14 protein-coding genes are annotated in these 18251 nt (G+C 64.4%); 5 read left to right on the top strand and 9 right to left on the bottom strand.

The features are described 5' to 3' along the window. The 3 genes from urtC (at nt 1) to urtE (ending at nt 3269) form a co-directional block, all read left to right on the top strand. Nucleotides 1-1119, top strand: a complete 1119-nt coding sequence (urtC, locus tag PSV33_RS01655; RefSeq protein WP_300557878.1) for an urea ABC transporter permease subunit UrtC — start codon at nt 1-3, stop codon at nt 1117-1119. Next, nucleotides 1116-1997 carry an urea ABC transporter ATP-binding protein UrtD gene (gene urtD / locus PSV33_RS01650; protein ID WP_300557876.1) on the top strand — a complete coding sequence of 294 codons (882 nt, stop codon included), beginning with the start codon at nt 1116-1118 and terminating at the stop codon, nt 1995-1997. The genes urtC and urtD overlap by 4 nt, the downstream gene beginning before the upstream one ends. A gap of 579 nt (nt 1998-2576) precedes the next feature. Then, a complete protein-coding gene (gene urtE / locus PSV33_RS01645; protein WP_300557874.1) occupies nt 2577-3269 on the top strand; it encodes an urea ABC transporter ATP-binding subunit UrtE in 693 nt (230 codons plus the stop codon). Nucleotides 3270-3374: 105 nt separating this feature from the next. On the opposite strand, the gene PSV33_RS01640 is transcribed toward urtE, so the two are convergent. From PSV33_RS01640 to cphA (PSV33_RS01620), 5 genes are all read right to left on the bottom strand, one after another. Further along, nucleotides 3375-4586 carry a cation:proton antiporter gene (locus tag PSV33_RS01640; protein ID WP_300557942.1) on the bottom strand — a complete coding sequence of 404 codons (1212 nt, stop codon included), beginning with the start codon at nt 4584-4586 and terminating at the stop codon, nt 3375-3377. A gap of 104 nt (nt 4587-4690) precedes the next feature. Then, nucleotides 4691-5497 (bottom strand): M48 family metallopeptidase, encoded by an 807-nt coding sequence (locus PSV33_RS01635; protein WP_300557872.1) that lies wholly within the window; start codon nt 5495-5497, stop codon nt 4691-4693. Nucleotides 5498-5637: 140 nt separating this feature from the next. After that, entirely contained in the window at nt 5638-6468 is an 831-nt protein-coding gene (locus tag PSV33_RS01630; protein ID WP_300557870.1) for an urease accessory protein UreD, read from the bottom strand. A gap of 171 nt (nt 6469-6639) precedes the next feature. Beyond that, the gene (cphA, locus tag PSV33_RS01625) at nt 6640-9234 is read right to left on the bottom strand and encodes a cyanophycin synthetase (RefSeq protein WP_300557868.1); all 2595 of its coding nucleotides are present in this window, start codon (nt 9232-9234) and stop codon (nt 6640-6642) included. Nucleotides 9235-9292: 58 nt separating this feature from the next. Next, nucleotides 9293-11518, bottom strand: a complete 2226-nt coding sequence (cphA, locus tag PSV33_RS01620) for a cyanophycin synthetase (protein ID WP_300557866.1) — start codon at nt 11516-11518, stop codon at nt 9293-9295. Between the two features lie 201 nt (nt 11519-11719). Between cphA (PSV33_RS01620) and PSV33_RS01615 the strand changes: the two genes are divergently transcribed. Together PSV33_RS01615 and PSV33_RS01610 are read left to right on the top strand one after the other, a co-directional pair. Next, on the top strand, nt 11720-14056 hold the full coding sequence (locus tag PSV33_RS01615) for an ABC transporter ATP-binding protein (protein WP_300557864.1): 2337 nt from the start codon (nt 11720-11722) through the stop codon (nt 14054-14056). Nucleotides 14057-14066: 10 nt separating this feature from the next. Beyond that, nucleotides 14067-14555 (top strand): DUF1854 domain-containing protein, encoded by a 489-nt coding sequence (locus PSV33_RS01610; RefSeq protein WP_300557862.1) that lies wholly within the window; start codon nt 14067-14069, stop codon nt 14553-14555. 168 nt (nt 14556-14723) lie between these two features. Here PSV33_RS01610 and PSV33_RS01605 read toward each other — a convergent pair whose 3' ends face one another. From PSV33_RS01605 to PSV33_RS01590, 4 genes are all read right to left on the bottom strand, one after another. Next, nucleotides 14724-15146 carry a bacteriocin gene (locus PSV33_RS01605; protein WP_300557860.1) on the bottom strand — a complete coding sequence of 141 codons (423 nt, stop codon included), beginning with the start codon at nt 15144-15146 and terminating at the stop codon, nt 14724-14726. 300 nt (nt 15147-15446) lie between these two features. Continuing rightward, the gene (locus PSV33_RS01600) at nt 15447-16214 is read right to left on the bottom strand and encodes an ABC transporter permease (protein WP_300557858.1); all 768 of its coding nucleotides are present in this window, start codon (nt 16212-16214) and stop codon (nt 15447-15449) included. Further along, on the bottom strand, nt 16211-17068 hold the full coding sequence (locus PSV33_RS01595; protein WP_300557856.1) for an ABC transporter ATP-binding protein: 858 nt from the start codon (nt 17066-17068) through the stop codon (nt 16211-16213). Before PSV33_RS01595 ends, PSV33_RS01600 begins: the two co-directional genes overlap by 4 nt. A 125-nt stretch (nt 17069-17193) precedes the next feature. Next, nucleotides 17194-18237, bottom strand: coding sequence for an ABC transporter substrate-binding protein (locus tag PSV33_RS01590; protein WP_300557854.1), 1044 nt, complete (start codon nt 18235-18237; stop codon nt 17194-17196). Nucleotides 18238-18251: the final 14 nt, after the last annotated feature.

The following is an 18251-nucleotide window of genomic DNA, read 5'->3' as shown; positions in this document are numbered from 1 at the left end:
ATGACCCAACCCTCCCATTCGATCGCTCTGCCCGCCAAAGGTCCGCTACTCACACGCGTCGGTTTGAGCACCTTTATCGTGGCACTGCTGCTCGTGTGCGCGCTGGCCCCCGTGCTTAATTTGCTGGTGCCCGAGACCAGCATGTTCCACATGAGCACCTACGCGGTGGCGCTGCTTGGCAAGATCATGTGTTACGCCATCGTGGCGCTGGCCATGGACCTGATCTGGGGCTACACCGGCATCTTGTCGCTGGGCCACGGCCTGTTTTTTGCGCTCGGGGGTTACGCCATGGGCATGTACCTGATGCGCCAGATCGGGCGCGACGGCAACTACAAAAGTGACCTGCCGGACTTCATGGTATTTCTCGACTGGAAGGAACTGCCCTGGCACTGGGCCTTCAGCGACAGCTTTGTCGCCACGCTGTTCCTGGTCGTGCTGGTGCCTGGCGTGGTGGCCTTTGTGTTCGGCTACTTCGCTTTCCGCTCGCGCATCAAGGGCGTCTACTTCTCGATCATCACGCAGGCCATGACCTTTGCGGCCATGCTGCTGTTCTTCCGCAACGAGACCGGCTTTGGCGGCAACAACGGCTTCACCGATTTCAAGCGTATCCTGGACACGCCGATTGCCACGCCCACCATGCGCATGGGGCTGTTCGTGATCACCGGCTTGACCCTGCTGGGCTTTTTCCTGTTTGCCAAGTGGCTGGTACGCAGCAAGTTTGGCCGTGTGCTGCAGGCGATTCGCGATGCCGAGACGCGCGTGATGTTCTCTGGCTACAACCCCATCGGTTACAAATTGACCATCTGGACCCTGTCGGCCGTGATGTGCGGCATTGCCGGCGCCCTGTACGTTCCACAGGTCGGCATCATCAACCCCAGCGAGATGAGCCCGGCCAACTCGATCGAGATGGCGATCTGGGCCGCCGTCGGCGGACGCGCCACCCTCATCGGCCCCATCGTCGGTGCCTTCATCGTCAACGGCGCCAAGAGCTGGCTGACGGTGGCTTACCCCGAATACTGGCTGTATTTCCTGGGCATGTTGTTCATTGCGGTCACGCTGTTCCTGCCTCATGGGGTGGTCGGCCTCGTCAAAAAGCTGCGCAAGGGAGAGTCCCAATGACCCCCGATCTGCTGGAACAGGGCGCGCGCCGCATCGAGGAGCGCCGGGCGGCGCTGGAGGCCGGCCGCAGCAACACCGAGTCCGGTGGCCGCAGCGCGAGCGGCAGCCGCATCGCCACGCCGGGCGAGGTCGATGTCACGCATGGCCGCATCCTTTATCTGGAAGACGTGAGCGTCAGCTTCGACGGCTTCAAGGCCATCAACAAACTCTCGCTCGATATCGCGCCGGGCGAGCTGCGCTGCATCATCGGCCCGAACGGCGCCGGCAAGACCACGATGATGGACATCATCACCGGCAAGACCCGGCCTGACGAAGGCACGGTTTACTTTGGCAGCACGATCGACCTGCTGCGCCACACCGAGCCGCAGATCGCCCAGCTCGGCATTGGGCGCAAGTTCCAGAAACCCACAGTGTTTGAACAGCTCACCGTGTTCGAAAATCTGGAACTTGCGCTCAAGACCAACAAGGGCGTGAGGTCGTCCATGTTCTTCAGGCTCGACTCGCTACAGAGCGACCGCCTCGCGGAAATCCTGGTGACGATTCATCTGGCCGACAGCGTGGGCCGCATGGCCGGCAACCTCAGTCATGGGCAAAAGCAGTGGCTGGAGATCGGCATGCTGCTGATGCAGGACCCCAAGCTGCTGCTGCTCGACGAGCCGGTGGCCGGCATGACCGACGAGGAAACCGCGCGTACGGCCGAGCTGTTCCTCACGCTCAAGGGCAAACATTCGCTGATGGTGGTCGAGCACGACATGAGTTTCATCCGTACGATTTCCGAAATCGTCACGGTATTGTGCGACGGATCGGTGCTGGCGCAGGGCACCTTGGATCAGGTGCAGGCGGATGAACGGGTGATCGAGGTGTACCTTGGGCGTTGAACCTTTCACCGTTCGGGCTGAGCCTGTAGAAGCCTGTGCAAGCTTGAGCGGCCGTCGGTCATCCCGCAAGCCGGGTCTCGCCCCGGCGGGCGAGTTACTTTTCTTTGTCTCGCCAAAGAAACCTAACGAAAAGAAAGGCGACCCGATGGTCTGGGTCCCCTGCGCTGCGCTTCGGGGCAACCTGCGGTGCTCGCCGAAAACGGGGTCGAGCTCGAACTCGCCTTCGGCTCAGACAATCGCTCGCCCTGATCCGTTTTCGGCTGCGCTCCTCGGCCCAGCCCGACGGGTGGGGGAAGAAAAATCCAATACGGGTACGGGAATGCGAGGACGCGCGAAGCGCGTCCTCGCCGGAGCCCGATTACGTACCCGACTCCGAACCCGCTCCCGACCCCACCTCCCTTCTGGCTGCGCCGAGGAGCGGAGGTCCAGCCGGGTCAGTACGGGCGATTGTCTGAGCGTAGCGAGTTCGAGCTCGGCCCCGGCTGGACCGAGCACCGCAGGTTGCCCCCGGGCAACCCCCGGCCTGCTGGCGAACCACCACGGATCCGAAGCTTCAACAAGCGCCAGGGAGGTCATCAAATGCTGACAGTCAAAAACATCAACCAGTACTACGGCGGCTCCCACATCCTGCGCGATGTGAGCATGGACGCCCATCTCGGCAAGGTGACCGTGCTGCTGGGCCGCAACGGGGTTGGCAAGACCACCCTGCTCAAGTCGCTGATGGGCCTGGTGCCGATCAAGACCGGCAGCATAGCGTTCGACGGCAAGGCCATCCAGAACGCCACGCCCTACGAGCGCGCCCGCGCCGGCATCGGTTTTGTGCCGCAGGGACGAGAGATTTTTGCGCGGCTGACGGTCGAGGAAAACCTGCGCATGGGCCTGGCTTATAAAAGCGCCGGTACACCGATCCCTGCAGAACTGTTTGAGCTGTTCCCGGTGCTCAAGCAGATGCTGGGCCGGCGTGGCGGCGATTTGTCGGGCGGGCAGCAGCAGCAGCTCGCGATTGCGCGCGCGCTGGCGGCCAAACCCAAGCTGCTGATCCTGGACGAACCGACCGAAGGCATCCAGCCCAGCATCATCAAGGACATCGGCCGCGTGATCCGCATGCTGGCGAACCGCGGCGACATGGCCATCCTGCTGGTCGAGCAGTATTACGACTTTGCTGAAGAGCTGGCCGACGACTACCTGGTGATGGAACGTGGCGAGTTCATTGCGCGCGGCCAGGGCAAGGACATGCAGGCCAACGGCGTGCGGCAACTGGTGGCGATCTAGGTAGTTGTCTTCCCGAACGCGACACGGGATCCATGCTGCATGAATCGCGACCGCAGGTGTGCCTGCATGGATGGCGGATCCCGTCCGCAATGACAGATCAGCTACCTACTTCGTGCGAAGAATCATTTCCTTCATGCGCGCAAGCCTTGGTGCGACCACCGGCACCGTCAGCATGGTGCTGGCAATCGCCATCAACAGAAGCGCGGTGAAGGTTTCGTTGGTGATGATGCTTTTGTCCAGCAGGATGTTGACAAAGATGATCATGATCAGTGCCTTGGTCTGCAGCAACCAGCCGATGATGGAGCTCTCGCCCGGCGCCCACTTCAGAATCTTGCCGGCGATGTGCACGCCGATCAGCTTGCCGCCCACCGAGGCTACCAGCAGCACGGCGGCGGCGATGAAAACAGCTTCGCCGCCCACCGCCCAGTTGGTACGCAGTCCGGTGCTCAGGAAAAACACCGGCATCATCACCAGCAGCACATGGTGGCGCAGCAGGTCCATGTGCTCCTGGTTGAACCAGTCGCTGTCCATGACTGCACCGGCCAGGAAGGCTCCCACCATGTAATGCAGGCCGGCCCAGTCGGCGCCGAAGGCACAGACGATGAGCCAGACGAGTCCTGCGTACCAGCGGTCGCGCTCTGGCATCCACACCATCAGCTTGCGAAAGAGGTAGCTGAGCACCGCGAAAGCGGCCAGGAAGCCGGCCTGGCGGCCGACGCGCTCCCAGTCCATCAGGATCAGCGCCAGCACGCCCCAGATGGCGATGTCGTCCAGGCTGGCATAACGCAGGATGCGCTGGCCGATGGGCTGGCGCAGGATGGCGAGCTTTTCCATCAGCAAAATCAGGATGGGCAGGGCGGTCACGGCGCAGGCCATGCCGACGCCCAGGATAAACTGCCAGCGCATGCCTTGGGGGCCGATCCAGCCCTCGTACATCAGCATGCCGGCAGCGGCTGCGCAACCGAACAGCAGCGGGGTGCCCAGCGCCAGGCCGGCAGTGATGGTGCTCTCGCGCCGGTGTGCCCAAGCCTTTTTCAGGTCCAGCTCGATGCCGGCAATCCAGACGAACACCATGACCGCCCACCAGGCAATGCCATTGAGCGACTGCACCACGGGCGCACTGAACACAAAGGCGTAGTAGTCGGGGTAGAGCCTGCCCAGGACGCCGGGTCCCAGCAGGATGCCGGCAATGATCTGCACCACGACCAGCGGCGCGTAGTAGTCGGTCTTGAAGATGCGCCAGATCAGGTAGGGAACCGTGAAGATGATTGCCATGGCAATCAGGTAGATCTCGGTGGTGGTCATGGCTGCATGCATGGCTTTTCCCGTGTTCATGATGCCGCCGGCGTGTACCGGGGGCGTCGGGTCGGGGATGAGCGCGGTCCGGCAGCGGCTTGCGCGCCAGGCCGCGAAGGTGAAGCCTAGCGGCGCGTGGCCTGGTACAGCGGCATCACCGTTGGCAGCAAGGCCTGAATCTGCTGCACGCGGCTGCTGTCGCTGGGATGGCTGCTCAGGAAGTCGGTGCCGCCGCCGGAGCTGCCTGCACTGGCCATTTTTTGCCACAGGCTGACGCCGGCCTGGGGGTTGTAGCCCGCACGTGCCGTCAGCTCCAGGCCGATACGGTCGGCTTCGCTTTCATGCGAGCGGCTGAAACGCGTGGCTACGAGCGCCTCGTAGGCTGCTTCAGTGATCTGTGATGTGCCCCCACCCAGCCCCAGCAGCTGGGTGCCGATACCGATGGCCGTTTGTGCGGCCGCTGCCTGCGACACCTGTTCGCGTGAGTGTTCACGCAGGGCATGGGCGATTTCGTGGCCCATCACGATGGCTATTTCGTCATCGCTGAGATTGAGTCTGGAAACCAGGCCGGTGTAGAACATGATTTTTCCGCCAGGCATGCAAAAGGCATTGAGCTGGTCACTGGTGATCAGGTTGACTTCCCACTGCCAGCGCGGCGCATCGGCGCGGAACACTGCCGTCTGCGGCTGGATGCGAGCGGCCACTGCGCGCACGCGGGCCAGCATGGCCGCGTTGGTATTGAGCGCGCCCTTGGCACTGGCCTCGGCCTTGAGCTTGGCGTAACTTTGGGCTGCCATCTGGTCCAGCTCCGCAGACGACACCAGCAGCAGTTGCGAACGGGACGCGCCGACGGAGCCGCCTTCGGTGGTGCTGGCGCACCCGGTGAACAACAAGGTAACGGCCACCAGGGCAGGAGTCAGAAAGGTTTTCATGAGCGTCTCGCAGATCAGTGTTGCAGGAGGGCAATGGCAGGGGGCCATGCCGCCCCTGATTTTGCGCCCCGGTTGGCTGCACCCGGTAGGACGGTCCGCAAAAACGGTGTAGGTCGCAGGCGCCAGATGTGTCCTGACCATCAGACCGACCAGATGCGCGGGCTGGGTGCGGCCTTGTCCCAGAAATGCCGGCGCCAGGCCTTCCAGACGTCTTTCAGCAAGCCCATGGCAGGCTCCACCAGCGGTGCCAGCACGCGAACCACGACGACCTGCGCGTCAGGGCTGGTGGCGCCTGCGGCGTTGTTCAGCGGGTGCGCTTCAATCACCTCGCGTGCAAGGTCCAGGGCGAGCTGACGGCGTTGGCGTTCGAGCTTGCTGCCAGCCGCGAAAAACAGGGTGCCGATACAGCGCTGGCCGGCCAGGCCCAGCGGGCTGTTCATCAGCAGCAGGTCGTCGGCGCGGATGCGTGCGCGTTCCAGCCAGATGCCGGGTAACTCGATGTGCTGGCAAAAGCTGCCTTGCTCGAAGGGCTGGTTGGCGCCAGGCAGGCCCAGCGCGGTGACATCCCAGCCCATCAGTTCTGCGCCAGGCGCCAGATCGAGCGTGAGATGGTTTTCGCCCAGGCAGCCGCTGTAACACAGCGCCTCCATCGGCAGCCACTCGGCGCGGGCGCCGGCCTCCAGGCGCAAGTGCGTACGCTGCAGGGCGGTTTCGCCCAACGATCTGTAAAAGCGTGTCGCGCCGGGTGTGGTGATCAGGCCATGGCTACCGGCCGCAGCCGTGACCGCGATGTCCAGTGTGTCGCCGCCCACCAGACCGCCAGGTGGATGCACCAGCACGTTGTGGCAGACCGCGTCGCCTTCGGGGTACAGGCTTTGCAGGATGCGCAGCGGGCCGTCGTGGCGAAAGTGGGCGACTGTCTTGCCGGCCTGCAGGGAGTAGTCGAGACTGAGCGTTGCGTTCCAGGCCATCGGTGGAGTTTAACCGTTGGCGTGCGGTGATCATGCCTCACGCTTGCTATTGATTTGGTAGCTGGTTGCGCCCGCTTGTAGAGGGCTGCAGCCACTATTTCCATGAATTTCCGGGGCTTGCAGTCCCCCGCTCCGGATGTGTCAGGCTGGCCGAGGGGGCCGAAACCCTGTTCAGGCCGACGCGACTTGTTGGAGGTCGCTGGCTTCTTTCACCCGTTCAGCCAGGTGTGCCAGTGCTTCCTGCACCTGGTCGACCAGGATCAGGCAAAGGTCGCCCGGCTCCAGGCGGGCCAGCGCCGTGTCGATGGCCAGAAACTCGCCGCGAATTTCCTCGATGTGGGTGGTGCGGCTGGCGCCCGTCAGGCCGTCGCGCAGCAGTCCGATGACCTCGCCGTCGGCGCGGCCGCGCTGGGCGGCATCCTGGTAGAGCAGCACATCGTCAAAAGCGTGGCCAAGAATGATGGTCTGGTCGCGGATGTCGTTGTCGCGGCGATCACCCGCGCCGCTGATGACCACGCTGCGGCGTCGAGCCGGCATCGCTTCCACCGCGCTTACCAGCGCGCGCATGGCGTCGGGGTTGTGGCCATAGTCGGCAATCACGGTGGCGCCGCGGTAATCCATCACGTTGAAGCGACCGGGCGCGTTGTGCGCGTCGTTGACAAAACTGGCCAGTCCGCTTTTGAGGGTTTCCCAAGGCACGCCGACGGCCCAGCCGGCGGCCAGTGATGCCATGACGTTTTCAACCTGGAAACCGATGCTGCCGTTGCGCGTCAGGGGGATGCTGTGCAGCGGCACACGTTCGCGCCACGCGCCTTCGGCCGCGACCAGCGCGTTGCCGTCGACATAGACCGTGCGTTTGCCCTGGGCGCGGTGGGTAGCCATCAGGGGGTGGTGACGGTCAGCGGCAAAAAAGATCACATTGCCGGGGCAGGTGGGCGCCATGGCGGCGACGATGGGATCGGCTGCGTTGAGCACGGCGTAGCCGGTTGGCGCGACGTTCTGCACAATCACGCGCTTGAGAACCGCCAGGTCTTCGACCGTGGTGATGTAATTCAGGCCCAGGTGGTCGCCGCTGCCGACATTGGTGACAACAGCCACCTGGCAGCGGTCAAAACCCAGGCCCTCGCGCAGGATGCCGCCGCGCGCCACTTCAAACACGGCGGCATCCACGTCGGGATGCATCAGCACATTGCGGGCGCTTTTCGGGCCGCTGCAGTCGCCGCTGTCGGTCTGCCGGCCGTTGACCCAGACACCGTCAGTGTTGGTCATCCCGCAGCGCAGACCGCTGGCCGTGAGCAGGTGCGTGATCAGGCGCGTGACCGTGGTCTTGCCGTTGGTGCCGGTCACGGCAACCACCGGCACCCGACCATCGTCACCGGGTGCGAACAGTTCGTTGATCATGGCACCGCCAACGGCCTGACCCTTGCCATAAGACGGCGACAGGTGCATGCGCAGGCCGGGCGCCGCGTTGACTTCCACCACGCCGCCACTTTGTGCTTCAAGCGGGCGCAGCACACTTTCGCAGACCACATCCACGCCGCAGATGTGCAGGCCCACCATGTGCGCTGCAGCTACCGCGCGGGCGGCAACCTCCGGATGGACGTCACTGGTCACGTCGGTGGCGGTGCCACCGGTGCTGAGGTTGGCGTTGTTGCGAAGCACCACGCGCCGACCCCGCGCGGGAATCGATTCCGGCGTCATGTCCTGCACCGCCAGCCGTGCGACGGCAATATCGTCAAAACGGATTTTGGTCAGGGAGGTGGCGTGACCCTCGCCCCGGCGCGGGTCCTGGTTGACGATATCGACGAGCTCGCGCACGGTGTGCAGGCCGTCGCCCAATACCTGCGGTGGCTCGCGCCGAGATGCCGCCACCAGCTTGTTGCCGACCACCAGCAGCCGGAAGTCGTTGCCGGGCAGAAATTTTTCGACCATGACGGTGCCGTGTTCCTCGGCTGCACGGAAGGCGATGTCGAGGTGGTCGCGGTCCACGATGTTGACCGTGACTCCCTTGCCCTGGTTGCCGTCCTGCGGTTTGATAACCACCGGCAGCCCGATCTGCAGGGCGGCGGTCCAGGCTTCGTCAGGGTCGGCGACGGGCCGGCCCATGGGCACCGGCACCCCGGCGGCGAACAGCAGTTTTTTGGTCAAATCCTTGTCCTGGGCAATCGATTCGGACACCGCGCTGGTCGCATCGAGCTCGGCGGCCTGAATGCGGCGCTGGCGCGAGCCCCAGCCAAACTGCACCAGGCTGCCCTGGGTCAGGCGTTTGTACGGAATGCCGCGGGCGACGGCTGCGTCCACGATGGCGCCGGTGCTCGGTCCGATACGCTCGTCCTCGTCGAGTTCGCGCAACTGGGCAATCGCGGCTTCCATGTCGAAGCCGGTTTCATAGAGTGCGGCATGGATCAGCGCCTGGGCCAACTCCAGCGCCAGCCGGCCGACCGTTTCTTCGCTGTACTCGACCACGGTCTGGTAAACGCCGTCTTCGAGCGTGGAGGCCGTGTGGCTGAAGGTTACCGGGCAACCCGCCTGGGCCTGCAGCGCCAGTGCCGCCGATTCGAGCACATGGGCCAGAGACACAGGGCCGACATAACCACCCGGACGCAGCGCGCCTATGGCGGGAAACAGCGAACGCACGCGCGGCTCAAAGCCGGGCAGGGCGTCGATGGCGCATTCGGCCTGCGTGCAGGTGACGATGGCTTCAAGCGCCGTATGGCGGCTCCAGAGGTTGGGGCCGCGCAGCGCACGGGTGCGGGTAACTTTCATCAGCGTGTCTTTCCGTGCCGGGTTTCGCGGGAGCTGCGTTTTAAGAGGGAACCGGTACTCATGTGGCCTTTCCTTCCAGGGTGGAACGGTCTGTGGCCGTTTCCAGGTTGAAGGCTTCAATACCGGCACCTATCAGGTTGAGCGGGATGTCGAGCGCCCATGCCGCTGAAATGGCAGCGAGCAGGCTGTCTTCGGCAGTGGGGGCATGCCGGCCTTGCCAGACGGCCAGCTTGTCCAGACCGGGCAGGAAGGCTTCGCTGGCACCGGTGGCCAGCACAACCTGGCCCTGGCGCATGAAAACTGCCCGGCCACCGCCGCCCAGGTGGGTGGCAATCGCAGGCAAACCCGGATCGGTAGCGTAGAAGATCACCTCGCCGTCACACAGGCGGGCCATTTCCACGATGACCGGATCGGCGGCATTGAGCACGGCCACGCCGTCGGACAGCACCACATCCACCTGGGAGCGCATGACCTTGAACATCTGTCCACCCTCGGCCACATCGAATTCGCCCAATGCACCGGCGCCCCCGAGGTCTGTGACCACCCCGACCTGGCAGCGGTCATAGGCCAGGCCACTGCGCAAGATGGTGGCGGCTCCGTTTTCAAACACGGCGGCCTGCACGGCACGGTTGATCAGCAGGCGCTGGCCGGCCTCCCAGTGCGTGCAGTCGCTGGCATCGAGGCAACGCCCGTCGAGGAACAGGCCGTCGCGACAGGCCAGACCGGTGTGCCGCCCCGAAAGCTGGAGCAGCCAGGCCACCAGCCGAGCCACCTTCTGCGTGCCCGCCGAGCCGGCCACGCCCACCACGGGAATGCGGCCGCTGTGCGTGCCTTCGGGCGCTTCGGGAAACAGGTGGTCACAGATGGCGCGGCCGACCGGCCGCGGCGCACCTTCGGCGGGCTTGAGGTGCATCAGCAACCCGGGTCCGGCATTGACTTCCACAATCGCGCCGCCCTGCGCATGCAGGGGTTTGGAGATGTCCTGCGCCACGACATCCACACCGGCGATGTCCAGACCGACGACGCGGGCGGCCAGCGAGACGATATGGTCGACGTCGGGATGGATCTCGTCGGTACAGTCAATCGCCACATTGCCGTTGCGCTGGATCAGCACCTGGCGCCCGGCGTCCGGCACCGAGGCGGGGCCCAGCCCCTGGCGCTGCAGGTCCAGCAGGATGGCCTCGTCCTTGTCCAGCTCGATCAGGCCGAGCGGGAAGTCTTCGGTGGCGCCGCGCCGCGGATCGGTGTTGAGCTGCGCGTCGACCAGTTCGGTCACACTGGCACGGCCATCGCCGCGCACCGTGGCAGTCTCCCCGCGCGCAGCGGCGACCACCCGCCCGCCAACCACCAGCAGGCGGTGCTCGTGGCCGCGCACAAAACGCTCCACCATCACTTCGCTGCCGTGCGGCGCCGCTACCTGGAACGCTGCTTCAACCTGTTCGCGGGTGGTGAGGTCCAGCGACACGCCGCGGCCATGATTGCCGTCGCTCGGTTTGACTACCACCGGCAGACCGATGTCCTGCGCGGCTTCCCAGGCGGCTTCGGCGCTGTCGACAATTTCACCTTCCGGCACCGGCACGCCACAGGAAGCCAGCAGGCTTTTGGTCAGGTCCTTGTCGCTGGCGATGCCTTCGGCAATCGCGCTGGTGAGCTCGGTCTCGGCCGTCCAGATGCGGCGCTGGCTGGCGCCGTAGCCCAGCTGGACCAGGTTGCCATCATTGAGGCGGATGTGCGGAATGCGGCGCTCGGTGGCGGCAGCAACGATGGAGGCCGTGCTGGGGCCGAGGTAACACTCGTCGACCTTGTCACGCACACGGCCAACGGCGGCCTGAAGGTCGGCGTCACTGAAAGCCTCGTTGTTGATGGCGGCCATCAGCAGGCGGTGGCCCTCGGCCAGCGCGCTGCGCGCCACCTGCTCGTCGCGGGCGCGGACCACCATGCGGTAAATGCCGCGCTGTGAGGTGCTGCGGGTCTGGCCGAAACCGGTAGGCATGCCTGCCAGGTTCAGCAGTTCGATGACGACGTGCTCCAGCACATGGCCGGCCCAGGTGCCTTCGTAGAGGCGCTGGATGAAGCCGCCGCGCTCGCCGACGCCGCAGTGGTGTTCCAGCAGGGCCGGCAGCAGTGCAACCAGGCGGTCGCTGAAACCCGGCAACAGGTTGGAGGGCAGGTCCTCCAGGGTGCCGAGGTCCATCCAGACTTCCAGCACAGGGCGGTAAGTCCAGATGTTGGGGCCACGCAGGTAATTGATGCGCAGAAGCCGGATGTCGTCCTGTTTGGTCATGTTTTTCTGGATTCGGTCAACCGGCCGGGCCGGGGCAACGTTCTTTTCTGAGTAGGCGCCCACAACGGGCGTTTCTGTTTGATCGGGCAGGTTTTCCTGTCCGGCGGCCGAATCTTGCATCAGCCGACGCGGATTGGGCGAAAATCCCCGATTTGACCCCACTGTTTCCGGGGCACCGGTTTTTACGGCTTCCACATCACAATGCAACATTCCCATCCGGTCGATGCCTCCAGCGAGGCTGGCCCCGCGCAGACCGACCTGCGCGCGCAACTCGCAAACCATGAGAACGTGCTATGTACGGTGCTGGTTGACCTGAATCAACAACTTCGTTTTTCCCGGGGTTTGCTGGCCCTGACCGACCGCCGCCTGATGGCCCACGACCCGCAAACCGGCCTGTGGGCCAGCTGGCCGTTGCGACCGGAAGAGGCCTCCGGCCAGTTGTCTCCCCTGTCCTTGCGCCATTTCGACCACGCCGGTGTCGGAACACTGGAGCTTCATCAAGGGGGGCAGCGATTGCGCAGCTGGCGGTTCACGCTGGCGGTCAATGTGCAGGCGCTGCGACTGCTGCGCCTGTTCGAGCAGCAATTGACGCCCGGTCCGGCTGCCACCGGCGACGACATGGCCCTGTGCCCCTTCTGCGACACGGCGCTGCCGACGGACAGCGACGAATGCCCGACCTGCGCCCGCGAACTGCACACGCCGCCGTCGACCTGGGTGTTGCTGCGCCTGTGGCGCTTCGCCCGGCCTTATCAATGGCAGTTGCTTTCAGGGTTTCTCTTGACCCTGGCATCGACCGCCGCAACCCTGGTGCCCCCCTACCTGACGATTCCGCTGATGGACGACATCCTGATCCCGTTCCAGAACGGCCAGCAGATCGAAACCTGGAAGGTGCTGGCCATTCTGGGCGGCCTGCTGGCGGCGGCGCTGCTCGGCTGGGCGCTGAACTGGGCGCGCACCTATCTGCTGGCGCTGGTGTCCGAACGCATAGGTGCCGACCTGCGTACGGCCACCTTTGACCACCTGCTGGATCTGTCGCTGGATTACTTCGGCGGCAAACGCACCGGCGACCTGATGAGCCGCATTGGCTCGGAAACTGACCGTATCAATGTGTTCCTGTCGCTGCACGCGCTCGATTTTGCGACCGATGTGCTGATGATCGTGATGACCGCCGCCATCCTGTTTTCGATCAACCCCTGGCTGGCGCTGGTCACCCTGCTGCCGCTGCCCTTCATCGCCTGGATGATCCACACGGTGCGCGACCGCCTGCGCACCGGTTTTGAAAAAATCGACCGGGTCTGGTCGGAAGTGACCAATGTGCTGGCCGACACCATTCCCGGCATCCGCGTGGTCAAGGCCTTTGCCCAGGAAAAACGCGAAGCCCAGCGTTTTCGCGACGCCAATCGGCACAACCTGCTGGTCAACGACAAGCTCAACAAGGTCTGGTCGCTGTTCACCCCGACGGTGTCGCTTCTGACCGAAATTGGCCTGCTGGTGGTCTGGGCTTTCGGTATCTGGCTGGTGTCCAAACAGCAGATCACGGTCGGTGTGCTGACCGCTTTCATTGCCTACATTGGCCGTTTTTACACCCGGCTGGACTCCATGAGCCGCATTGTTTCGGTCACGCAAAAAGCGGCAGCCGGGGCCAAGCGCATTTTCGACATCCTCGACCATGCTTCCAATGTGCCGGAGCCGGCCAACCCGGTGTCCATGGCGCCCATGCAGGGCCGCATCGAAATGAGCGGGCTGGGCTTTCGCTACGGCAACCGCGCGGTGATACGCGGGCTGGACCTGAGCATCCAGCCCGGCGAGATGATCGGACTGGTCGGGCACAGCGGCTCCGGCAAAAGCACGCTGGTCAACCTGATCTGCCGCTTTTATGACGTCACCGACGGCAGCATCAGCGTGGACGGCACCGACATCCGGCGTTTCACCGTGGCCGACTATCGTCGCAACATCGGTCTGGTGCTGCAGGAGCCGTTTCTGTTTTTCGGCACCATCGCGGAAAACATCGCCTATGGCAAGCCTGGCGCCAGTCGCGCCGAGATTGTGGCCGCTGCCCGAGCAGCGCATGCGCACGAGTTCATCCTGCGCCTGCCCCAGGGTTACGACTCGCTGGTCGGCGAGCGCGGCCAGGGCCTGTCGGGCGGCGAACGCCAGCGCATCTCTATCGCGCGTGCGCTGCTGATTGACCCGCGCATCCTGATTCTTGACGAGGCCACCTCGTCGGTGGACACCGAGACCGAGCAGGAAATCCAGAAAGCCCTCGACAACCTGGTGCAGGGCCGGACCACGATTGCCATCGCACACCGCCTGTCCACCCTGCGCAAGGCCGACCGGCTGGTGGTGATGGACCGCGGCCAGGTGGTGGAGGTCGGACCGCACGACGAACTCATGGCGAAGCAGGGCGCGTACTGGCGGCTCTACGAAGCGCAGGCGCGTCAGGTTGACAGCGAGGGCAATGCCGATGCAGAGGAAGGCCGGATTGCGCTGGCCACCTCGCAGGTGGCCCATACGGCTCAGCATAACGGCAATGTCTGAAGGATTGAGCATGACCATCCCTCCTGTTTCAGCCAGCCCTGCTTTCCAGCTGGAGCGGCATGCCTCAGGCCGGTTGCTGCTGGTGGCGGCCGGCGGCGAGCAGCACCTGGGCGTGGTGCCGGTGCGCGCCTTCCCGATTGCCGCGCCGGATGAGGGCATCTCCCTGATCAGCAGCGAAGGCCATGAGCTGGCCTGGCTGGAGCGACTGGGCGACTTGCCGCTGCCGCAGCGCAGCCTGCTGGAGGAAGAACTGGCGCTACGCGATTTTGTGCCCGAGATCACGCGCCTCATCAGCGTGTCGAGTTTCGGCACACCCAGCACCTGGGCGGTGGAGACCGACCGCGGCGAGACCAGCTTTGTGCTCAAGGGCGAGGAAGACATCCGTCGCCTGAGTCGCGAATCCTTGCTGATTACTGCCGGCCATGGCGTGCACTTCAGCGTCAAGGACATGGGGGCGCTGGACCGGGCGTCACGGCGGCTGCTCGAGCGCTTTCTCTGACCTCTGTTGTCGGGCCGGGTACGCTGGCAGGGTTCGCCGGCTCAGGGTAGGGGGCTTGCGCTGCTGCCGGGTACGCGCCGTACTGCCGGGAGCAGCATCGTGCGTGGCCTGGGTGCCGTGCTGCAGTGCTTCAGAGGCTGGTTGCCGTCAGGGTTGCGAGCCGGCGACTCAGCGGGAGGGATCTTCAGGCCGCGTTTCGCCGGCGCGAGTGACTTCCTTGCCGGCTGGCCCCGGGATGGCGCTGGCGGGATTTTCCGCTGTCACCAATGGGCCCGCAGCGGCTCCGCCCAGCGCGCCAGCCACCAGGCCCACGGTTCCGCCGACCAGCACGCCGACCGGGCCAGCCAGGACGGCACCAACGGCTGCGCCGGTAGCTGCACCGGCTATCCCGCCACCGCCCATCAGTACGGAATTCGATTCGCGGTTGGACTCTGCAGCCGTAAGGGGAGTCTGTGCCGCAGGCTCAGGGTCCTGCGAAGGGATGCCGTGGCCGGGCCGGGCTTGCTCAGCAAGGTCTTTGTCTGCCGGGTCGACGTTGAGCGGCCGGGTGGTCGAGGGATCGGGCGTGGTGGGGGCAGGGGATGGGGACATGTGTCTCTCCTTGGAAGTGGACCGACGAGGGCATGGGCGCAACATGTGCCACCCTTCCGGTGTACCCCCGGCAGCTGCACCTGCCGGGCCGTCCGGCAGGCCGCACCCCTGTCAGACAATGGCCCTGATCCGACGCAAGGCGCACACGCCGATCACCGAGCGCCAGAGGGCGGGACGGAGTGTGCGATGGCAAATACGCCGGTCACACCGATCCTGCCTACTATGATTTAGATAGCTGTTTGCGCCCGTCCCAATTGGGCTGAAGCCCGATTTCATGGATGAAACCTGAGGCGGGTGGCCTCAGTCGCCCTGTGTTCCCCGGTGCGCCCATCCTGTCGTGTGTTTCTCGATGTAGCTGAACAGCTCGTACATGATCATCGCCATCGCACCGATCACCACCAGCCCGGCAAAGGCCAGCGCCATGCGCTGCTGGGAGCCAGCGCTGAGCATCAAATAACCGATGCCGGAGTCGCCGGCCGTCATTTCAGCCAGAACGGTACCGACAAAAGCCAGGGTGATCGCGATCTTGAGCGAGCCGTAAAAGTAGGGCATCGAGCGTGGCAGGCCGACCTTGACCAGCACATCCCAGCGCTTGGCGCCCAGCACGCGCAGCACGTCTTCCAACTCGGGCTCCAGCGTCGCCAGGCCGGTGGCCATGTTGACGGTGATCGGGAAGAAGGAGATCAAAAAGGCGGTCAGGATGCCGGGGCCGACCCCGATGCCGAACCAGACAATCAGGATGGGCACGATGGCAGCCTTGGGCACGGCATTGAAGGCGACCAGCAGCGGGTAAACCGCGGCGTAGGCCAGGCGCGAGGAGCCGACCAGAAAGCCGAGCATCACGCCGACCACGATGGACAGGCCGAAGCCGACCATGGTGACCCAGAAGGTTTTCCAGGCAGCCTGGGCGATCGGGCCGGCGAACTCGGCCATGGACTGGGCGATCGCGAGCGGCGCGGGAAAAATGTATTCGGCAATGCCGAACACCATGACCACCCCTTGCCAGAGCGCCAGGATGACCAGCAGCAGCACAAACGGCGACCAGCGTTCAATCTGTTTTTTCGTCATGGCTTGTTGGCCTCTATGCCTGCGGTGGCGGGCGCGGGGTTGATGACGGGGCTGCGGATGGCGCCGATGTGGCTGCGCAGCTCGTGGACGATGTCGCCGAAGGCCTGGGTGTAGGTCACTTCGAGGTCGCGCGGGCGCGGCAGGGTGATCTCCTTCTTGACCACAAAACGGCCCGGGCTCTTGCTCATCACATACACGGTGTCGGCAAGGAACACCGACTCGCGCAGGTCGTGCGTGACCAGGATGACATTGAAACGCTGCTCGGTCCAGAGGTCGCGCAGGATGCACCACAGTTCCTCGCGCGTGAAGGCGTCGAGCGCGCCGAAGGGTTCGTCGAGCAGCAGCATCTTGGGCTCGTGGATCAGCGCGCGGCAGATGCTCACGCGCTGCTGCATGCCGCCCGACAGCTGCCACGGGAACTTGTCCTCGTAACCGCCCAGGCCGACTTTCTGCAGCAGCTTGCGTGCGCGCTCCTCGAATTCCTTGCGCCTGGACTTGAACTGGCTTCGAAAGGGCTCAACGATCTCCAGCGGCAGCAGCACGTTGTCAACCGTGGTTCGCCAGGGCAGCAGCGAGGGCGCCTGGAAAGCCATGCCGGAAATCTTCAGCGGGCCGGTGACGGGCTTGCCGTCGATCATGATGCGGCCTTTCGACGGCATTTTCAGGCCGGTCGTCAGCTTCATGAAGGTGGATTTGCCGCAGCCCGAGGGTCCGACGATGGCGATGAACTCGCCCTCGCGCACCTTCAGGTCGATGGCTTCGACGGCGAAGTGGTTCTGCGCCAGCAACTCGTCGTTGTAGGCGAGCCAGACGTCGCTGAAGTCAACAAAATGGCCGTCGGGTTGTGCTTGCATGGTTTTTTGAGTTTTGTGATTCGCCCGGGGTCTTCAGGACAGCGGCCGGCGTTTCAGGGAAAGGCCGGCCGTGTCGTTCAAGGTGTCTGCTGGCGCGGGTCGCCGACAGGCGCCGTATGTCGCAGTTACTTCTTTGCGGCGGGCAGAACGTTGAGCTCGGCCACCGTGGGCAGGAAGGAGCCGTTCCACACGCTGTCGGCATTGACACGTGTTTTGGTGTTGAAGGCGTCGGAGACCTGCGAGGCCATCAGTGTCAGGCGCGGGCCCTTGGCCTGCCCGAAACCTTCGGCACGTGCGTCGGGGCTGTTGATCACGGTGTCAATGGCCAGCTGCAGGCGGCGTGTTTCGAGTGCGGTATTGATGATGCCGTCGCGTGCCTTGACGTCTTCAATGGCTGCCGCTGGTTTGGCGATGACTTCTTTCACGCCCTTGGTGAAGGCCAGCAGGAAGGCCTTCACGGCGGCGGGGTTCTCCTTGATCATTTTCGGCGAGGCGATGATCACATTGCCGTACAGCTTGACGCCGTTGTCGGCGTAAGGCAGCACCACCACGTCCTCGGCCTTCACGCCGCGCGCTTCGAGGTTGAGCAGCGAGGTGAAGGTGAAGCCGGTGATGGCGTCCACATCGCCGCGCGCCAGCATGGTTTCGCGCAGCGGCGGGTCCATGGCAGTCCACTGCACGCCGCTGATGTTGTTGGCCTTGGCGAAAATCGGGAAGGCGCGGCGGCCGGCGTCAAACACCGGAGCACCGAGTTTTTTGCCGTTCAGGTCAGCCACAGTCTTGATGCCGGATTTTTTCAGGGCCATCACCGAAGCGGGCGTGTTGTTGTAGACCATCATCACCGCGACCGGCTTGTTCGCGGCGTCCGGGTTGTTGGCGTGGAACTCCATCAACGCGGCCAGGTCGGCAAAACCCATGTCGTAGCTGCCCGAAGCGACGCGGGTCACGGTGCCGCCCGAGCCGTTGCCGGCGTCAATCGTCACGTCGAGTTTGGCGTCCTTGAAGTAACCCTTGGCCGCGGGCGTGACAAACAGCGCCGCCGGGCCTTCGAAACGCCAGTCCAGCTGGAACTTGATGGGCGTGTTCTGGGCGTAGGCATTGCCGCAGACGGCGGTGGTTGCCGTCACGGCCAGGGCTGCGATGGTCTTGATGAAAGCGCGTTTTGTCATGGGTACTCCAGGAA

It is taken from the genome of Polaromonas sp. (genome assembly GCF_029945895.1).
Classification (GTDB): Bacteria; Pseudomonadota; Gammaproteobacteria; order Burkholderiales; family Burkholderiaceae_C; genus Polaromonas.
Note: the sequence above shows the minus strand (reverse complement) of the source record. Positions and strands in the feature narration are given on the sequence as shown.